Genomic DNA, 14,531 nt, shown 5'->3' on the forward strand with positions numbered 1-14,531 from the left:
GCGACGATGGCACCCCCATCCTCGCCCGTTCTGGCACTGACGTCAGGCGAGCCCGCCGGCGTCGGGCCGGACATCACGCTCGCAGCCTGGCTGCTGCGCACCGAACGGCGGCTGCCGCCCTTCTTCGTCACCGGCGACGCCGACCTCCTGCGCGCCCGCGCCGGCCAACTCGGCCTCGTCGTCCCGATCGCCGAATGCACGCCGGAGGAGGCCCTCTCGCTCTTCCCGGTCGCCCTGCCGGTCGTTCCCGCCGGACCACGCGCCACGGCCGCTCCCGGGCGTCCGGACGCCACCAGTGCACCCGCCGCCTGCGCGGCAATCGACGCCGCCGTCAGCCTCGAACGCGCGGGGCGCGCCGCCGCCATCGTCACCAACCCGATCTCGAAGGCCGTACTCTACGCCGACGGCTTCGCCTTTCCCGGTCACACCGAATACCTCGCCCATCTCGCGGACAAGCCGGCTCCCCGCCCGGTCATGATGATCTGGTCGCCAGAGCTCGCCGTGGTTCCCGCCACCATCCATGTGCCGCTGGCGCAGGTGCCGCATCTGTTCACGCAGGAACTGCTGATCGAGACGGCGCGGATCACCGCCCGCGACCTCATCCGGCGCTTCGGCATCGCCGCCCCCCGCCTCGCCATATGCGGCCTCAATCCGCATGCCGGCGAGGAGGGCACGCTCGGGCTCGAGGACGAGCTCGTGACCCGTCCCGCCGTCGAATCCCTGCGCCATGAAGGGATCGACGCGCGCGGCCCGCTGCCTGCCGACACGCTGTTCCACCCGGCCGCGCGCAAGACCTATGACGTCGCCATCGGCGCCTATCACGACCAGGTGCTCGCACCGGCGAAGGCGCTTGCCTTCGACCGCGCAGTCAACGTCACGCTGGGCCTGCCCTTCGTGCGCACCTCGCCCGATCACGGCACGGCCTTCGACATCGCCGGCACCGGACGCGCCGATCCTTCCAGCCTGATCGAAGCGCTGCGGCTCGCCCGCCGGCTCGCCGACCGCGACGCGGCGCGCGCGGAAGAGCGGCTGGCGCTCGACGGCCGGCCGGCCTGACGCCGGCCGCGGGGACATCAGACGATGAGCATCGACGACCTGCCCCCGCTGCGCGACGTCATCCGCGAGCACGGGCTCTCCGCGCTGAAATCGCTGGGCCAGAACTTCCTGCTCGACCTCAACCTCACCTCGAAGATCGCCCGCACCGCCGGGCGGCTCGACGATCTCACGGTCATCGAGGTCGGGCCGGGGCCGGGCGGCCTCACCCGCGCCATCCTCGCGCTCGGCGCGCGGCGCGTCGTTGCCATAGAGCGCGACGCGCGCTGCGTCGCGGCGCTGGCGGAGGTCGCCACGCGCTATGGCGACCGTCTTCAGGTGGTGGAGGGCGACGCACTGGCGACCGACTATGCCGCCCTTGTCGCGCCCGGCGAGCGGGCCGCGATCATCGCCAACCTGCCCTACAACATCGCGACGCCGCTGCTCATCGGCTGGCTCTCCGCCGATCCGTGGCCGCCCTGGTATGAGAGCCTGACGCTGATGTTCCAGCGCGAGGTCGCCGAGCGTATCGTCGCGGCGCCGGGCGAGGATCATTACGGCCGGCTCGCCGTGCTCACCGGCTGGCGGGCGCAGGCGCGCATCGCCTTCGACGTGCCGCCCTCGGCCTTCGTGCCGCCGCCGAAAGTCACGTCCTCGGTCGTGCATCTAGTGCCGCGCCCGACCCCCCTGCCCTGCGAGCTGAAGGCGCTGGAGCGGGTGACGGAGGCCGCCTTCGGGCAGCGCCGCAAGATGCTGCGCCAGAGCCTCAAGAGCCTCGGCGTGGACACCGGACAGCTCCTGGCGGCCGCCGGCATCGAGCCCACCGAGCGTGCCGAACAGGTCCCGGTGGAAGGCTTCGTCGCCCTCACCAACGCCTGGGTGGCGATGCGCCGTGCAGCCCCTCAATCCGTGAGCATTGCCAGTTCCTGATCCAGCCGTTCGATGACCGGCGCAAGACCGAGCTGGCGCTCACGGCGCAGCCGTTCGGCCAGCAGGATGTTGCGCAGATTGACGAAGGTCGAGTTCAGGTCCGCATTCACCAGAACGTAATTGTAGTCCCGCCAGTGCGCGATCTCGGTGCGGGCATTCTTCAGCCGCTTCTCGATGACGCCCGAGGCGTCCTCCGCCCGGCGCTCCAGCCGCGTCTTCAGCTCAGCCGCCGAGGGCGGCAGGACGAACACTCCGACGATGTCCTCCGGCATCTTCTCGTAGAGTTGCTCGGCCCCCTGATAATCGATGTCGAACAGCACATCACGGCCCGCCGCCAGCGCAGCCTCCACAGGTTCGCGCGGCGTGCCGTAGAAATTGCCGTGCACCTCCGCCCATTCCAGAAGCTCGTCGGTGTCACGCAGCCGCTCGAAGCGCTCGCGCGCCAGAAAGTGGTAATGCACGCCCTCCACCTCGCTGGGGCGGCGCCCTCGGGTCGTTACCGACACCGAGAGGTAGATATCGGGGTTCTGCTCCAGCAACAGCCGAGCCAGCGTCGATTTTCCCGCCCCGGACGGCGAGGAGAGGATCAGCATAAGCCCGCGGCGGCCTCCGACAGCAGCGCCCGGGCTCGCGGCGTTCTCGTTGGTCTGGCTCACTGTGTGCCTCACTCGATGTTCTGGACCTGCTCGCGAAACTGTTCGACGAGCCCCTTCAGCTCCAGCCCGATAGCGGTCAGCGACACGTCATTGGCCTTGGAGCACAAGGTGTTGGTTTCGCGGTTGAATTCCTGGGCGAGGAAATCGAGCCGGCGCCCCACCGAACCACCCTCGGCCAGCATGGCGCGCGCGGCGGCGACATGGGCCACCAGCCGGTCGAGTTCCTCGCGCACATCGACCTTGGAGGCGATCATCAACGCCTCTTGGTGCAGCCGGTCGGGATCGAAATTGGCACCCGTGTCCATCAGCACCCGAATCTGGTCGGCCAGCTTGACGCGGATCGCCTCGGGCTGGCGTGCCGGGTTGGCCTCCGCCGCTGCGGTCAGGCCGGCGATGCCGTCGAGCCGCTCGCTCAGCACGATGCAGAGCGCGGCGCCTTCCTGCGCGCGCATGGCGGCAAGCTCGGCCAGCGCCTGCTCGAAGCCCACCACGATGGCCGCCTCGGCAGCGGCGCGCTCGGCCTCGCCCTCCTCGGCCTCGGTGATCTCCAGCATGCCCTTCAGGCCCAGCAGGCTCTCGAGCTGCACCGGCGGGGCATCGAGCTCGGCCGCGACGCGCCGCACAGAAAGCGCGACGGCGCGCAGCACGTCCTCGTTGACCCGCACGCTGACCTCGGGATCCGAGCGCGTGAGCGTGAGATTGGCGTTGACGTTGCCGCGCGAGAGCACGCGCGACGCGATCTGTTTGAGCCCGGCTTCGAGGCCCTCCCAGCCGGCGGGAAGGCGCAGCCTCACATCGAGGCCCTTGCCGTTGACCGACTTCAACTCCCAGGCCCAGCCCCACGCACCGCTGGTGCCCTGCGTGCGTGCGAAACCCGTCATGCTGGCCAGCGCCATAACTTCCCCCTGCCCGTCCCCCGGGACGGCGGGCGGAACATAACGGCGGGCGCCGCCGGCCTCAAGCCGGCGCCACCGCTCAATCGACCGCCGTCGCGCCGGTGGTGCCCGAGGTGCCGGCCGGCTGGCTCGCCGGGTCGATCTTCTGCTCGCGCTCGATCTGGCGCCAGCGCGCCACGTTCTTGTTGTGCACGTCGAGCGTCTCGGCGAAGACGTGCCCGCCCGAGCCATCGGCGACGAAGTACAGATGCTTGGTCTTCGCCGGATTGGCGGTCGCCTCCAGCGAGGCGCGGCCCGGATTGCCGATCGGCCCGGGGGGCAGCGCCGGGATTGTGTAGGTGTTGAACGGCGTCGGGGTGGAGATGTCGGTGCGGGTCAGCGGGCGCTCCAGGCGGCCCTTGCCGCGCACCAGCCCGTAGATGATCGTCGGGTCGGACTGCAGGCGCATCTTCTTGTTGAGCCGGTTGACGAACACCGCCGCCACCTGCGGCCGCTCGTCGGGCACGCCCGTCTCCTTCTCCACGATCGAGGCGAGGATGACGAGCTCTTCCGGCGACTTCAGCGGCAGGTCCGGATCACGCTTGTCCCAGATTTCCTTCAGCGCCGCGTCCTGCGTGCGCATCATGCGGCGCAGCAGGTCCTCGCGCGACGTGCCGCGGGTGATCTTGTAGGTGTCGGGCATCAGGCTGCCTTCGCGCGGCACCTGCCGGACGCTGCCGGAAAGCGCCGCCACCTCCAGCAGCCGCTCGACCACCTGATCACTGGTGAGCCCCTCGGGAATGGTGACGGTGTATTCGATCACCTTGCCGGAGACGATGGTGCCCAGCACCTGCTGGATCGAGGCGCCCTTGGCGAAGGCATACTCGCCCGCCTTCAGCTTGCTCGACGCCCGGCTGCCGACGGCGGCGCCGACGAAGACCCATTTGTCGTCGATCACGCCCTGCTTGACGAGCAGGTCGGCGATGTCGATCACGCCGTATTCGTTCGGCACCACCACCGCCTTGTCCTCGGCGAGCGGTCCCGGCGCGTAATAGCGCGCCTTGCCGAACCACAGCGCCCCGCCACCGAGCACGATGACGACGAGAAGAAGGGTGAAGATCGCGCTGCCGGCGGCGATCACCGGGTGATGCGCACGGCGTGAGGCCCAGCGGCGGTCGGGCGACTTTTCCGGTGTGGTCGAACCGGCGGCGCCGTCGATCGGCGTCGGGGGAGTTTCGTCGGTCATCGGGTGCCTCGCCTAGCGTCCGCGGGCGGCGCAACGCAATGGCAGACTACCCCAAAAGATGGCGAAAACGGGAAGCCTGCCGCCGGGGACGAGCAGGCTTTCCCCGGCTTCGTCGCTGCCGTGCGGTCAGTTCGCGTAGCGCTTGAAGACCAGCGACGCGTTGGTACCGCCAAAGCCGAACGAGTTCGACAACACATAGTCGATCTCGCGCTGGCGCGGCGTGTGCGGCACCAGATCGATCGGCGTTTCAATCGACGGATTGTCCAGATTGATGGTGGCCGGGGCGATCTGGTCGCGAATCGCCAGCAGCGAGAAGATCGCCTCGACCGCGCCGGCCGCACCGAGCAGATGGCCGATAGCCGACTTGGTCGACGACATGGAGACCCGCGCGGCGGTGTTGCCGAGCAGGCGCTGGACCGCTCCGAGTTCGATCTCGTCCGCCATGGTCGAGGTGCCATGGGCATTGATGTAGTCGACCTCGGAGGGCGAGATGCCGGCCCGCTTCAGCGCCGCCCGCATGCAGCGATAGGCGCCGTCGCCGTCCTCGGAAGGCGCGGTGATGTGATAGGCGTCGCCAGACATGCCGTAGCCGACGACCTCGCCATAGATCTTGGCGCCACGCGCCAGCGCATGGTCGAGCGCCTCGACCACGACGACACCGGCGCCCTCGCCCATGACGAAGCCATCGCGGTCCCGATCATAGGGGCGCGAGGCCTTCTCGGGCGTGTCGTTATAGCCCGTCGACAGCGCGCGGCAGGCGGCGAAGCCGGCAAGCGCCAGGCGGTTGATCGGCGATTCGGTGCCACCGGCGACCATCACGTCGGCATCGCCGAAGGCGACGAGACGCGCGGCATCGCCGATCGCGTGCGCGCCGGTCGAGCAGGCGGTCACGACCGCATGATTCGGCCCCTTGAGACCGTGCTCGATGGACACATAGCCGCCGGCGAGATTGATCAGCCGGCCGGGAATGAAGAAGGGGGAGACCCGGCGCGGACCACGCTCCTGCAGCAGCAGGCTGGTCTCGGCGATGCCCTGCAGGCCGCCGATGCCGGAGCCGATCAGCACGCCGCTGGCGCACTGGTCCTCGTAGGAAGTCGGGTGCCAGTCGGCGTCGTCCAGCGCCTGGGTGGCCGCGGCCATCGCATAGACGATGAACTCGTCGACCTTGCGCTGCTCCTTCGGCTCCATCCACTGGTCGGGATTGAAGGTGCCGTCGGTGCCGTCGCCGCGCGGAAGCTGGCAGGCGATCTTGGCCGGCAGGTCCGAAACCTCGAAATTCTCTACGCGACGGGCACCGCTCTGGCCGGCAAGCAGTCGCTTCCAGGTAACGTCAACGCCGCAACCGAGCGGCGTCACCATGCCGAGGCCGGTAACGACGACGCGCCTCATCCGATGTCTCCGGGGAACTTCCTAACGAAATGGCGCCGCGACGGATGATCCGCCGCAGCGCGCGAGTGCAGCCGTCAGGCCGCGTTCTTTTCCAGGAACTTGATGGCGTCGCCGACGGTCAGGATCGTCTCGGCGGCGTCGTCCGGGATCTCGCAATTGAAGGCTTCTTCAAAGGCCATGACAAGCTCGACCGTATCGAGGCTGTCGGCGCCGAGGTCGTCGATGAAGCTCGCATTCTCGGTAACCTTCTCGGGCTCGACGCCCAGATGCTCGGCTACAATCTTCTTCACGCGCTCGGCAATATCGCTCATCGGTTCACCCTCGTCCGTATCCGGAGGTTGCTACGTTGTTCCATTTGGCCCCCGCGCGAACGCGGCGTTGGCGGCCTGTTTTCTGCCCCGATTACAGGAGGTACCCAGACGTCTCCGCAGTGAGATTGCGGTGTCCACCCCTGTGAGCCGTGGCGGTCGTTAGCACACTTCAAACGTCAAAACCAGCGCCGTAAAGCGCGGGTTACCAACGGTCTCGGCGGCCTTAGTCAGATCATGGCCATCCCGCCGTTCACGTGCAGCGTCTGGCCCGTGACATAGGCGGCCTCGTTGGAGGCAAGGTAGACGGCAGCGGCGGCGATATCCTCGGGCGAACCCAGGCGCGCGGCCGGAACGGCCGAGAGAATCGCTTCCTTCTGCTTGTCGTTCAGCACGTCGGTCATCGGCGTCGCGATGAAGCCCGGCGCGATGCAGTTTACCGTCACGCCTCGCGGCGCGACTTCCTTGGCGAGCGCCTTGGACATGCCGATCATGCCGGCCTTGGCGGCGGCATAATTACCCTGGCCGGCATTGCCGGTCACGCCCACCACCGAGGTGATGCCGATGATACGGCCGGTACGCCGGCGCATCATGGAGCGGGCGGCGGCGCGGGTCAGGCGGAAACCCGCCGTCAGATTCACCGCGATCACCGTGTCCCACATCTCGTCGGTGAGACGGATGAACAGTCCGTCGCGGGTGATGCCGGCATTGTTCACGAGAATGTCGAGCGCACCCAAGGCTTCCTCGGCCTGCGGCACGAGCTGCTCGACCTGCTCGGTGTTGGAAAGGTCGCAGGGCAGCACATGGGCACGCTCGCCCAGCTCGGCGGCCAGCGCCTCGAGCACCTCGCGGCGGGTGCCGGAAATCGCCACCGTGGCACCCTGAGCGTGCAGCGACTTGGCGATCGCCCCGCCAATGCCGCCGGTCGCACCGGTGACGAGGGCCGTCTTGCCTGTCAGATCGAACACGGAAACCTCCTGATTGTCTCTCACGCCTCGGCCGCGATGGCGGCAAAGGCGGCGACGTCCTCGGGCATGCCGACATTCGCGGCGGCAACCTGGCGGGCGATACGCTTGGTGAGGCCGGACAGCACCTTGCCGGTGCCGACTTCGATGAGGCGCGTCACCCCCTGCTCCGCCATGAAGGCGACGGATTCGCGCCAGCGTACCGTGCTCGTCACCTGCTTCACCAGCAGGGCACGAATCTCGTCCGGAGCGTTCACCGGGGCGGCTGTCACGTTGGCGACCAGCGGCACCTTCGGCGCGCGCACTTCAACACCCGCCAGCGCATCGCGCATCGCGTCTGCGGCGGAGGCGATGAGGCTGCAATGGAAGGGAGCGGAAACAGTCAGCATGATGGCGCGCGAGGCGCCTTCGCGCTTGGCGATCTCGCAGGCGCGCTCGACCGCCGCCGTGGCGCCGGAGACGACGACCTGGCCGGGCGCGTTGTCATTGGCGATGTCGCAGACCTCACCCTGCGCCGCCTCGGCGGCGACGGCGGCGACCTTGTCGAAGTCGAGCCCTAGGATCGCCGCCATCGCACCGGTGCCGACAGGCGTCGCGGCCTGCATGGCGGTGCCACGAAGGCGCAGCAGGCGTGCGGTATCGGCGATGGAGATCGAGTCGGCGGCGGCGAGCGCGGAATACTCGCCCAGCGAATGGCCGGCGACGAAGGCAGCGTCGCGCACCAGATCGAGGCCGGCCTCGCTCTCCAGCACACGCAGGGCGGCAAGCGAGGAGGCCATCAGCGCCGGCTGGGTGTTGGCGGTGAGCGTCAGCGTCTCGATCGGCCCATCCCACATGATCGCGGACAGATTCTCGCCGAGCGCGTCGTCGACTTCCTGGAAAACGGCGCGGGCTGCAGCGAAATTGTCGGCGAGGGCTTTGCCCATGCCGACGATCTGGCTGCCCTGACCGGGGAAAACGAACGCGCTGCTCATGACGTAACGAAACCTATCCTTTAAGAATTGGCGGCCGCAGGAACACCGCTGAGCGCCTTGTGTCAAGCCGCGAGGGCCGGAGGGCCTGGAAGGCTTCCGACTTCTTCACCCTTAATCCGGGACCGGCCCGCCTGCCTACCTTGCACCTGCCTGCCGCCCGGCCCGGCAGGTTCTTCTTATCAGCCCCCACCCGGCGGCGGCGATCATCGGCGCGATGTTCCACATGCATCGCCTGCCCGGGGTGGCGCCCGAACCGGCTTCTGCGCCGTGCCGGACATATGACGCCGTGGCCAGATGGCCCAAACGGCGCTCCGGACCTTGATTTCCGGGCATTTTCGCGTATAAGCCCGCGCACTGTCGGTCCCGGCCGGGGGCTGAACGGACGGCTGTGCTTTGGCCAAGCGCCACATGCATGGCAGGAATCGCAAGCGTTTCCGCCGTCCCGTGTCCCCGCCTTCGAGATTGTTCGAGCCTTTCCGCGAGGCTCGAAGGGCTCGTCGCCGGGACGATGGCCGCAATAGTGCGGAAGAATAGGAAAGGCACGAAACATGGCTCTTTATGAGCACGTGTTCCTCGCGCGCCAGGATGTCACGGCGCAGCAGGTCGAGGAACTCACCGCCCGGTTCAAGGGCGTGATCGAAGCGAATGGCGGCACGGTCTCGAAGAACGAGTACTGGGGCGTCAAGACGCTCACCTACCGCATCCGCAAGAACCGCAAGGCCCATTTCTCGCTGCTGAACATCGACGCCCCGGCCCCGGCCGTTGCCGAGATGGAGCGCCAGATGCGGATCGACGAGGACATCCTGCGCTTCCTCACCATCCGCGTGGAAGAGCTCGAGGAAGGCCAGTCGGTCATGCTGCAGAAGCGCGACCGTGACGACCGCGGCGACCGCGGCTTCGGCGATCGCGGCTTCGGTGGCGACCGCGGCTTCGGCGGCGGCGGGCGCAGCTTCGGCGGCGACCGTGGGGATCGCGGTGATCGCGGCCCGCGTCGTGATCGTGAAGAGGCTCCGGCCAGCGTGGAGACTGAGTGATGGCTTTCGGTGGCACTGGCGGCGCAGCCGCGAATTCCGGCGCGCGTCGGCCCTTCTTCCGTCGTCGCAAGACCTGCCCGTTCTCCGGCGCCAACGCGCCGAAGATCGACTACAAGGACGTGCGGCTTCTGCAGCGCTACATCTCCGAGCGCGGCAAGATCGTTCCCTCGCGCATCACGGCGGTTTCCGCCAAGAAGCAGCGCGAACTGGCCCAGGCCATCAAGCGCGCGCGCTTCCTCGGCCTGCTGCCCTTCGTGATCCGCTGATCGCGTGACGAATTCGTCCCCGGCTCCGGCCGGGGACGTTTCCTGAAGAGATTTTCCGACAGACCCACGGATCAATCCGGCGGGTCTTGGCTGGGGCGGACCGAGATCCGCCTCTAACCGCTTGGAGCGGGACAGCTCGTCGAATGATACAGAACTGGCTCATAGCGTTGGGCGCCGGTGCGGCGTCCGCCCTTCTGGTCGCCACCGTCGCGACCGGCAGCGCCCTCGCCTTGCCGTTGTTCTACCTCGCCCCCCTGCCCCTACTGATCGTCGGCCTCGGCTGGTCGCATCTTTCCGCGCTGGTCGCCGCCTCGGCGGCTGCCGTCGCCATCGGCGTGTTCTTCGGGCTTGAGCTTCTGCTCGCCTACGTCGCCGGCGTCGGGCTGCCGGCCTATGTGCTGGCCTATCTCGCCCTGATGGCGCGCGAGCCGCAGCCGGGCGCGCCGATCGAATGGTTTCCCATCGGCCGCGTCGTGCTGGCCGCCGCCATTCTCGGCTGCCTCGCCGTCGCGGCGCTGATCCCGCTCGTCGCGGGCAGCATCGAGGGCTATCAGGCGGCCCTGCGCGTGCTGTTCCAGGCCATGTTCGAGGAGCGCCCGGGCGCCGGCGGCCCCGATGTGGAGCGGCTGGTCGACCTGCTCGTGCTCGTCATGCCGCCCGCCGCCGCGGTCGTCACCATGGTGACGCAGATCGGCAATCTCTGGCTCGGCGCACACATCGCCCGCGTCTCCGGCCGGCTCATGCGTCCCTGGCCGGATCTCGCGGCGATCTCCGTGCCGCGCCCGACGGCGGCCCTCCTCGTCGGCGCCCTCATCGCGGCGAGCCTCGCCGGCGGCTTCGTCGGCCTCATGACGGAACTGCTGAGCGCGACGCTGATCATGGCTTTCGCCTTCATCGGCCTCGCCACGATCCACTGGATCACCCGCGGCGCGGCGGGACGCACGCTGGTGATCGCGACGGTCTGGATCGCGGCGCTCGCGCTCGGCTGGCCCTTCGCCGTACTCGCCCTGCTCGGCCTTGCCGAGACGCTCTTCGGCCTTCGCGGCCGCTTCCGGCGTGGAGGTCCGCCGGGCCGTCCGCCGGCGGCCAATGACGGCTGACTCTCAACCCTTACCGACTTTGACGAATCGAATGGAGAACTGAAATGGAAGTCATTCTGCTGGAGCGCGTGGCCAAGCTCGGCCAGATGGGTGAAGTCGTCCGCGTGAAGGACGGGTTCGCCCGCAACTACCTGCTTCCCTCGGGCAAGGCGCTGCGCGCCACCAAGGACAACAAGACCCGCTTCGACTCGATGAAGGCCCAGCTCGAGACCCGCAACCTCGAGCTCAAGGCCGAGGCCACCAAGGTCGGCGACAAGCTGAACGGCACCGAAGTCGTGCTCGTGCGCCAGGCTGGCGAGACCGGCCAGCTCTACGGTTCGGTGTCGACCCGCGACATCGCCGACGCCCTGACCGCCGCCGGCTTCTCCGTCGAGCGCAGGCAGATCGTCCTCAACCACCCGATCAAGACGATCGGCCTGCACGAGGTGCCGGTCACGCTGCACCCGGAGGTCGAAGTGACCGTCCGCGCCAACATCGCCCGCAGCCCGGAAGAAGCCGTCCGCCAGTCGCGCGGTGAGGACCTCTCCGTCGCGCGCGACGATGAGGACGAGGACGAGGGCGAATACTTGGAGGAAGCCCCGGCCGAGGACGAGGCCGAGGCTGAAGCCGAGCAGGCCTGAAGCATTTACCCAGCGTAATACGTCAAAAGGCGTAGCCCGGCCGTTCGCGGCCGGGCTTTTTTTTGCATGCGTTGCAGTAATTGGAATATTGCGAGCCGCTAAATGTTATGATGCAATGATTGGCAGATCACAAACATGCCCAGCGCATGGGCAGGCAGTCTTCACGCGGAGACGAGCTTTTTGCGGTTTGTCGTCGCTGACTGCCGGTACCGTTGGAGTTGCCCAATGGAACGGTTGCTTACGCAGATTCTCGCGCGCGTCGTGCGCCATGGTTCCCTGACGGTCGTCTTCGCTTCGGGTGCGCGCGCCGTATTGGGCGACGGCACCGGGGAACCGTTGATCGTCCGCTTCACCTCCGAAGCCTGGCAGCGCCAGATTCTCCTCGATCCCGAGCTGAAGTTTGGCGAGGCCTACATGGACGGCGGCATGATCGTCGAGCAGGGCGACATTGCCGACGTGCTCGCCGTTCTCATGTCGCAGGTCGGGCTGGAAGTTCCCAGCGTCAGCGCGAAGGTGCTGATGCGGCTCCGGTTCTTCTTCCGCCGCCTTGCACAGTTCAACCCGCCGGGCCGTTCGCAGAAGAACGTGGCGCATCACTATGATCTCGACGGGCGGCTCTATTCGTTGTTCCTGGACGCCGACCGGCAATATTCCTGCGCCTATTTCGAGCATCCCGACCAGTCGCTCGACGATGCCCAACTCGCCAAGAAGCGGCACATCGCGGCCAAGCTGCTGTTCGACCGCCCCGACCTCACCGCGCTCGACATCGGCTGCGGCTGGGGTGGAATGGGCCTCTATCTCGCTGGCAATGCCGGCGCGAAGGTCACGGGCGTCACGCTCTCGCAGGAGCAGCACGGCGTCGCCCGCGCCCGTGCCGAGGAACGCGGCTTGTCCGACCGCGCCGACTTCCGCCTCCAGGACTATCGCGACGTGCCCGGCCCGTTCGACCGCATCGTCTCGGTCGGCATGTTCGAGCATGTCGGCGTCGGGCATTACGACGAATATTTCGGCAAGGTGGCGAAGCTGCTGAAAGAGGACGGCGTGGCGCTGATCCACTCCATCGGCCGCTCGGAAGGGCCCGGCATCACCAATCCGTGGATCGCCAAGTACATTTTCCCCGGCGGCTACATCCCCGCACTCTCCGAGGTGCTTCCAGCGATCGAGAAGGCGGGCCTGTTCGTTACCGACATCGAGATCCTGCGCCTGCACTATGCTGAGACGCTGAAGGCCTGGCGCGAGCGCTTCCTCGCCCATCGCGAGGAGGTCGAGCGCCTCTATGATTCACGCTTCGTGCGGATGTTCGAGTTCTATCTCGCCTCGTCCGAGATGGCCTTCCGTCATCAGGGGATGATGATCTTCCAGATCCAGCTCGCCAGGCGCGAGGGCGTGGTGCCCTTGACGCGCAACTACATCACTGATGCCGAAGCGGCGCTGCGCAGGATGGAGAACCAGAACCGCCCGGGGCTGCGGCTGGCAGGGGAGTAGGCGGCACGGCGGACGGAGCGGGTCGGAATCGCGTCAAGCGAGATTCGGCTTTCCACAGGCCCTCCACAAGACAAAATGAAGCGTGCGCGATTCGCCCCGGACTCGCCCCCGGGGGGAAGGTAGCTATTGCCACGGCCCACTCGCACCCGGAAGAGATATGCTCGATTCCCCCGCCCGCCCCCCGGCGGCGACCGACGCGACCTATCGCAGTGCTCCGCACAATATCGAGGCGGAGCAGGCGCTGCTGGGCGCGATCCTGGTGAACAACGAGGCGTTCTACCGGGTCTCGGACTTCCTGGAGCCGCGCCATTTCTTCGAGCCGATCCACGTCTCGATCTATGAGACCTCGTCGGCACTGATCCGCGCCGGCAAGGTGGCGACGCCGGTCACGCTCAAGACCTTCCTGCCGAGCGAGCTCGACATCGCCGGCCTCACCGTGCCGCAATATCTGGCCCGCCTCGCCGCCGAGGCGACGACGATCATCAACGCCGAGGACTACGGCCGCGCCATCTACGACCTCTCGGTGCGCCGCGACCTGATCGCCATCGGCGAGGAGATCGTCAACGAGGCCTACGAGGCCCCGGTCGACGCCGCCCCTCAGGAGCAGATCGAAGAAGCGGAAAAGCGCCTCTACGAGCTCGCAGAGACCGGGCGCTACGACGGCGGCTTCATGCGCTTCAACGACGCGCTGAAGGAAGCGGTCGACATGGCCAGCCGCGCCTTCCAGCGCGACGGCCATCTGTCCGGCACCGCCTCGGGCCTCGACGATCTCGACCAGATGATGGGCGGCCTGCAGCCCTCCGACCTCATCATCCTCGCCGGTCGTCCGGCCATGGGAAAGACCTCGCTCGCCACCAACATCGCCTTCAACGTCGCCGCGGCCTACCAGTCGGAGACGCTGCCCGACGGCTCGATCCGGGCGCTCAACGGCGGCGTGGTCGGCTTCTTCTCGCTGGAAATGTCGGCCGAGCAGCTCGCCACCCGTATTCTCGCCGAGCAGGCCGAGATCGCCTCCTACAAGATCCGCCGCGGCGACATTTCCGAGCACGAGTTCGACAAGCTCGCCAGCTGCGCCCAGATGATGCAGACCATCCCGCTCTATATCGACGATACCGGCGGCATCTCCATCGCCCAGCTGCGCGCCCGCGCCCGCCGGCTCAAGCGCCAGCGCGGGTTGGACTTCATGGTCGTCGACTACCTCCAACTGCTCACCGGCTCCTCCAAGAGCTCGTCGCAGGGCCGCGTGCAGGAGATCACCGAGATCACCACCGGCCTCAAGGCGCTGGCCAAGGAGCTCGCCGTGCCGATCATGGCGCTCTCCCAGCTGTCGCGTCAGGTGGAAAGCCGCGACGACAAGCGTCCGCAATTGTCCGATCTTCGCGAATCCGGCTCGATCGAGCAGGATGCAGACGTGGTGATGTTCGTCTTCCGTGAGGAATATTACCTGAAGAACAAGGAGCCGAAGGAAGGCACCGAAGAATGGTTCAAGTGGGACCAGGACATGAAGGCCGCCCAGGGCACGGCCGAGGTGATCATCGGCAAGCAGCGCCACGGCCCGACCGGCACGGTGAAGGTCGCGTTCGAGGCGCAGTTCACCCGCTTCTCCTCGCTCGCCCAGGGCGATCGCCTGCCGGAGCATTGAGAGTCCGAC

At 67.6% G+C, this 14,531-nt stretch carries 15 protein-coding genes; 8 read left to right on the plus strand and 7 right to left on the minus strand.

Annotated elements, in window-relative coordinates; all coding sequences use genetic code 11:
• The first annotated feature begins 6 nt into the window (after positions 1–6).
• Positions 7–1,056: a 4-hydroxythreonine-4-phosphate dehydrogenase PdxA gene (gene pdxA / locus AC1PZ7_RS16705; RefSeq protein ID WP_482356329.1), complete on the plus strand. Its 1,050-nt coding sequence runs from the start codon at positions 7–9 to the stop codon at positions 1,054–1,056.
• 24 nt (positions 1,057–1,080) lie between these two features.
• On the plus strand, positions 1,081–1,962 hold the full coding sequence (gene rsmA, locus AC1PZ7_RS16710) for a 16S rRNA (adenine(1518)-N(6)/adenine(1519)-N(6))-dimethyltransferase RsmA (RefSeq protein WP_482356330.1): 882 nt from the start codon (positions 1,081–1,083) through the stop codon (positions 1,960–1,962).
• Here rsmA and gmk read toward each other — a convergent pair.
• From gmk to fabD, 7 genes are all read right to left on the minus strand, one after another.
• A complete protein-coding gene (gene gmk / locus AC1PZ7_RS16715; RefSeq protein ID WP_482359662.1) occupies positions 1,935–2,555 on the minus strand; it encodes a guanylate kinase in 621 nt (206 codons plus the stop codon). The two genes, rsmA and gmk, sit on opposite strands and share 28 nt — an antisense overlap.
• A 71-nt stretch (positions 2,556–2,626) precedes the next feature.
• Positions 2,627–3,514: a YicC/YloC family endoribonuclease gene (locus AC1PZ7_RS16720; protein WP_482356331.1), complete on the minus strand. Its 888-nt coding sequence runs from the start codon at positions 3,512–3,514 to the stop codon at positions 2,627–2,629.
• A 79-nt stretch (positions 3,515–3,593) separates the two neighbouring features.
• Entirely contained in the window at positions 3,594–4,739 is a 1,146-nt protein-coding gene (gene mltG / locus AC1PZ7_RS16725; RefSeq protein ID WP_482356332.1) for an endolytic transglycosylase MltG, read from the minus strand.
• Positions 4,740–4,865: 126 nt separating this feature from the next.
• Positions 4,866–6,128: a beta-ketoacyl-ACP synthase II gene (gene fabF, locus AC1PZ7_RS16730; protein ID WP_482356333.1), complete on the minus strand. Its 1,263-nt coding sequence runs from the start codon at positions 6,126–6,128 to the stop codon at positions 4,866–4,868.
• 74 nt (positions 6,129–6,202) lie between these two features.
• Positions 6,203–6,439: an acyl carrier protein gene (locus AC1PZ7_RS16735; RefSeq protein ID WP_013165911.1), complete on the minus strand. Its 237-nt coding sequence runs from the start codon at positions 6,437–6,439 to the stop codon at positions 6,203–6,205.
• Between the two features lie 227 nt (positions 6,440–6,666).
• On the minus strand, positions 6,667–7,404 hold the full coding sequence (gene fabG / locus AC1PZ7_RS16740) for a 3-oxoacyl-[acyl-carrier-protein] reductase (protein ID WP_482356334.1): 738 nt from the start codon (positions 7,402–7,404) through the stop codon (positions 6,667–6,669).
• A gap of 20 nt (positions 7,405–7,424) precedes the next feature.
• Positions 7,425–8,375: an ACP S-malonyltransferase gene (fabD, locus tag AC1PZ7_RS16745; RefSeq protein WP_482356335.1), complete on the minus strand. Its 951-nt coding sequence runs from the start codon at positions 8,373–8,375 to the stop codon at positions 7,425–7,427.
• A gap of 548 nt (positions 8,376–8,923) precedes the next feature.
• Here fabD and rpsF point away from each other — a divergent pair.
• The 6 genes from rpsF to AC1PZ7_RS16775 all read left to right on the plus strand — a co-directional run bounded on the left by rpsF (position 8,924) and on the right by AC1PZ7_RS16775 (position 14,522).
• Entirely contained in the window at positions 8,924–9,409 is a 486-nt protein-coding gene (gene rpsF, locus AC1PZ7_RS16750; protein WP_482356336.1) for a 30S ribosomal protein S6, read from the plus strand.
• A complete protein-coding gene (rpsR, locus tag AC1PZ7_RS16755; protein ID WP_482356337.1) occupies positions 9,409–9,675 on the plus strand; it encodes a 30S ribosomal protein S18 in 267 nt (88 codons plus the stop codon). The genes rpsF and rpsR overlap by 1 nt, the downstream gene beginning before the upstream one ends.
• Before the next feature lie 143 nt (positions 9,676–9,818).
• Positions 9,819–10,775, plus strand: a complete 957-nt coding sequence (locus AC1PZ7_RS16760) for a DUF2232 domain-containing protein (RefSeq protein ID WP_482356338.1) — start codon at positions 9,819–9,821, stop codon at positions 10,773–10,775.
• 44 nt (positions 10,776–10,819) lie between these two features.
• Positions 10,820–11,395 (plus strand): 50S ribosomal protein L9, encoded by a 576-nt coding sequence (gene rplI, locus AC1PZ7_RS16765; protein WP_482356339.1) that lies wholly within the window; start codon positions 10,820–10,822, stop codon positions 11,393–11,395.
• A gap of 225 nt (positions 11,396–11,620) precedes the next feature.
• The gene (locus tag AC1PZ7_RS16770) at positions 11,621–12,880 is read left to right on the plus strand and encodes a class I SAM-dependent methyltransferase (protein ID WP_482356340.1); all 1,260 of its coding nucleotides are present in this window, start codon (positions 11,621–11,623) and stop codon (positions 12,878–12,880) included.
• Between the two features lie 157 nt (positions 12,881–13,037).
• Positions 13,038–14,522 (plus strand): replicative DNA helicase, encoded by a 1,485-nt coding sequence (locus tag AC1PZ7_RS16775; RefSeq protein WP_482356341.1) that lies wholly within the window; start codon positions 13,038–13,040, stop codon positions 14,520–14,522.
• Positions 14,523–14,531 lie beyond the last annotated feature (9 nt).

It is taken from the genome of Ancylobacter sp. TW_SC_1, assembly GCF_056836805.1.

Coding starts and splice junctions, on each gene's coding strand:
- rsmA (WP_482356330.1), top strand. CDS start 1,081: ATGAGCATCGACGACCTGCCCCCGCTGCGCGACGTCATCCGCGAGCAC.
- pdxA (WP_482356329.1), top strand. CDS start 7: ATGGCACCCCCATCCTCGCCCGTTCTGGCACTGACGTCAGGCGAGCCC.
- AC1PZ7_RS16770 (WP_482356340.1), top strand. CDS start 11,621: ATGGAACGGTTGCTTACGCAGATTCTCGCGCGCGTCGTGCGCCATGGT.
- AC1PZ7_RS16735 (WP_013165911.1), bottom strand. CDS start 6,439: ATGAGCGATATTGCCGAGCGCGTGAAGAAGATTGTAGCCGAGCATCTG.
- AC1PZ7_RS16760 (WP_482356338.1), top strand. CDS start 9,819: ATGATACAGAACTGGCTCATAGCGTTGGGCGCCGGTGCGGCGTCCGCC.
- mltG (WP_482356332.1), bottom strand. CDS start 4,739: ATGACCGACGAAACTCCCCCGACGCCGATCGACGGCGCCGCCGGTTCG.
- AC1PZ7_RS16720 (WP_482356331.1), bottom strand. CDS start 3,514: ATGGCGCTGGCCAGCATGACGGGTTTCGCACGCACGCAGGGCACCAGC.
- gmk (WP_482359662.1), bottom strand. CDS start 2,555: ATGCTGATCCTCTCCTCGCCGTCCGGGGCGGGAAAATCGACGCTGGCT.
- rpsR (WP_482356337.1), top strand. CDS start 9,409: ATGGCTTTCGGTGGCACTGGCGGCGCAGCCGCGAATTCCGGCGCGCGT.
- rpsF (WP_482356336.1), top strand. CDS start 8,924: ATGGCTCTTTATGAGCACGTGTTCCTCGCGCGCCAGGATGTCACGGCG.
- fabF (WP_482356333.1), bottom strand. CDS start 6,128: ATGAGGCGCGTCGTCGTTACCGGCCTCGGCATGGTGACGCCGCTCGGT.
- AC1PZ7_RS16775 (WP_482356341.1), top strand. CDS start 13,038: ATGCTCGATTCCCCCGCCCGCCCCCCGGCGGCGACCGACGCGACCTAT.
- rplI (WP_482356339.1), top strand. CDS start 10,820: ATGGAAGTCATTCTGCTGGAGCGCGTGGCCAAGCTCGGCCAGATGGGT.
- fabD (WP_482356335.1), bottom strand. CDS start 8,375: ATGAGCAGCGCGTTCGTTTTCCCCGGTCAGGGCAGCCAGATCGTCGGC.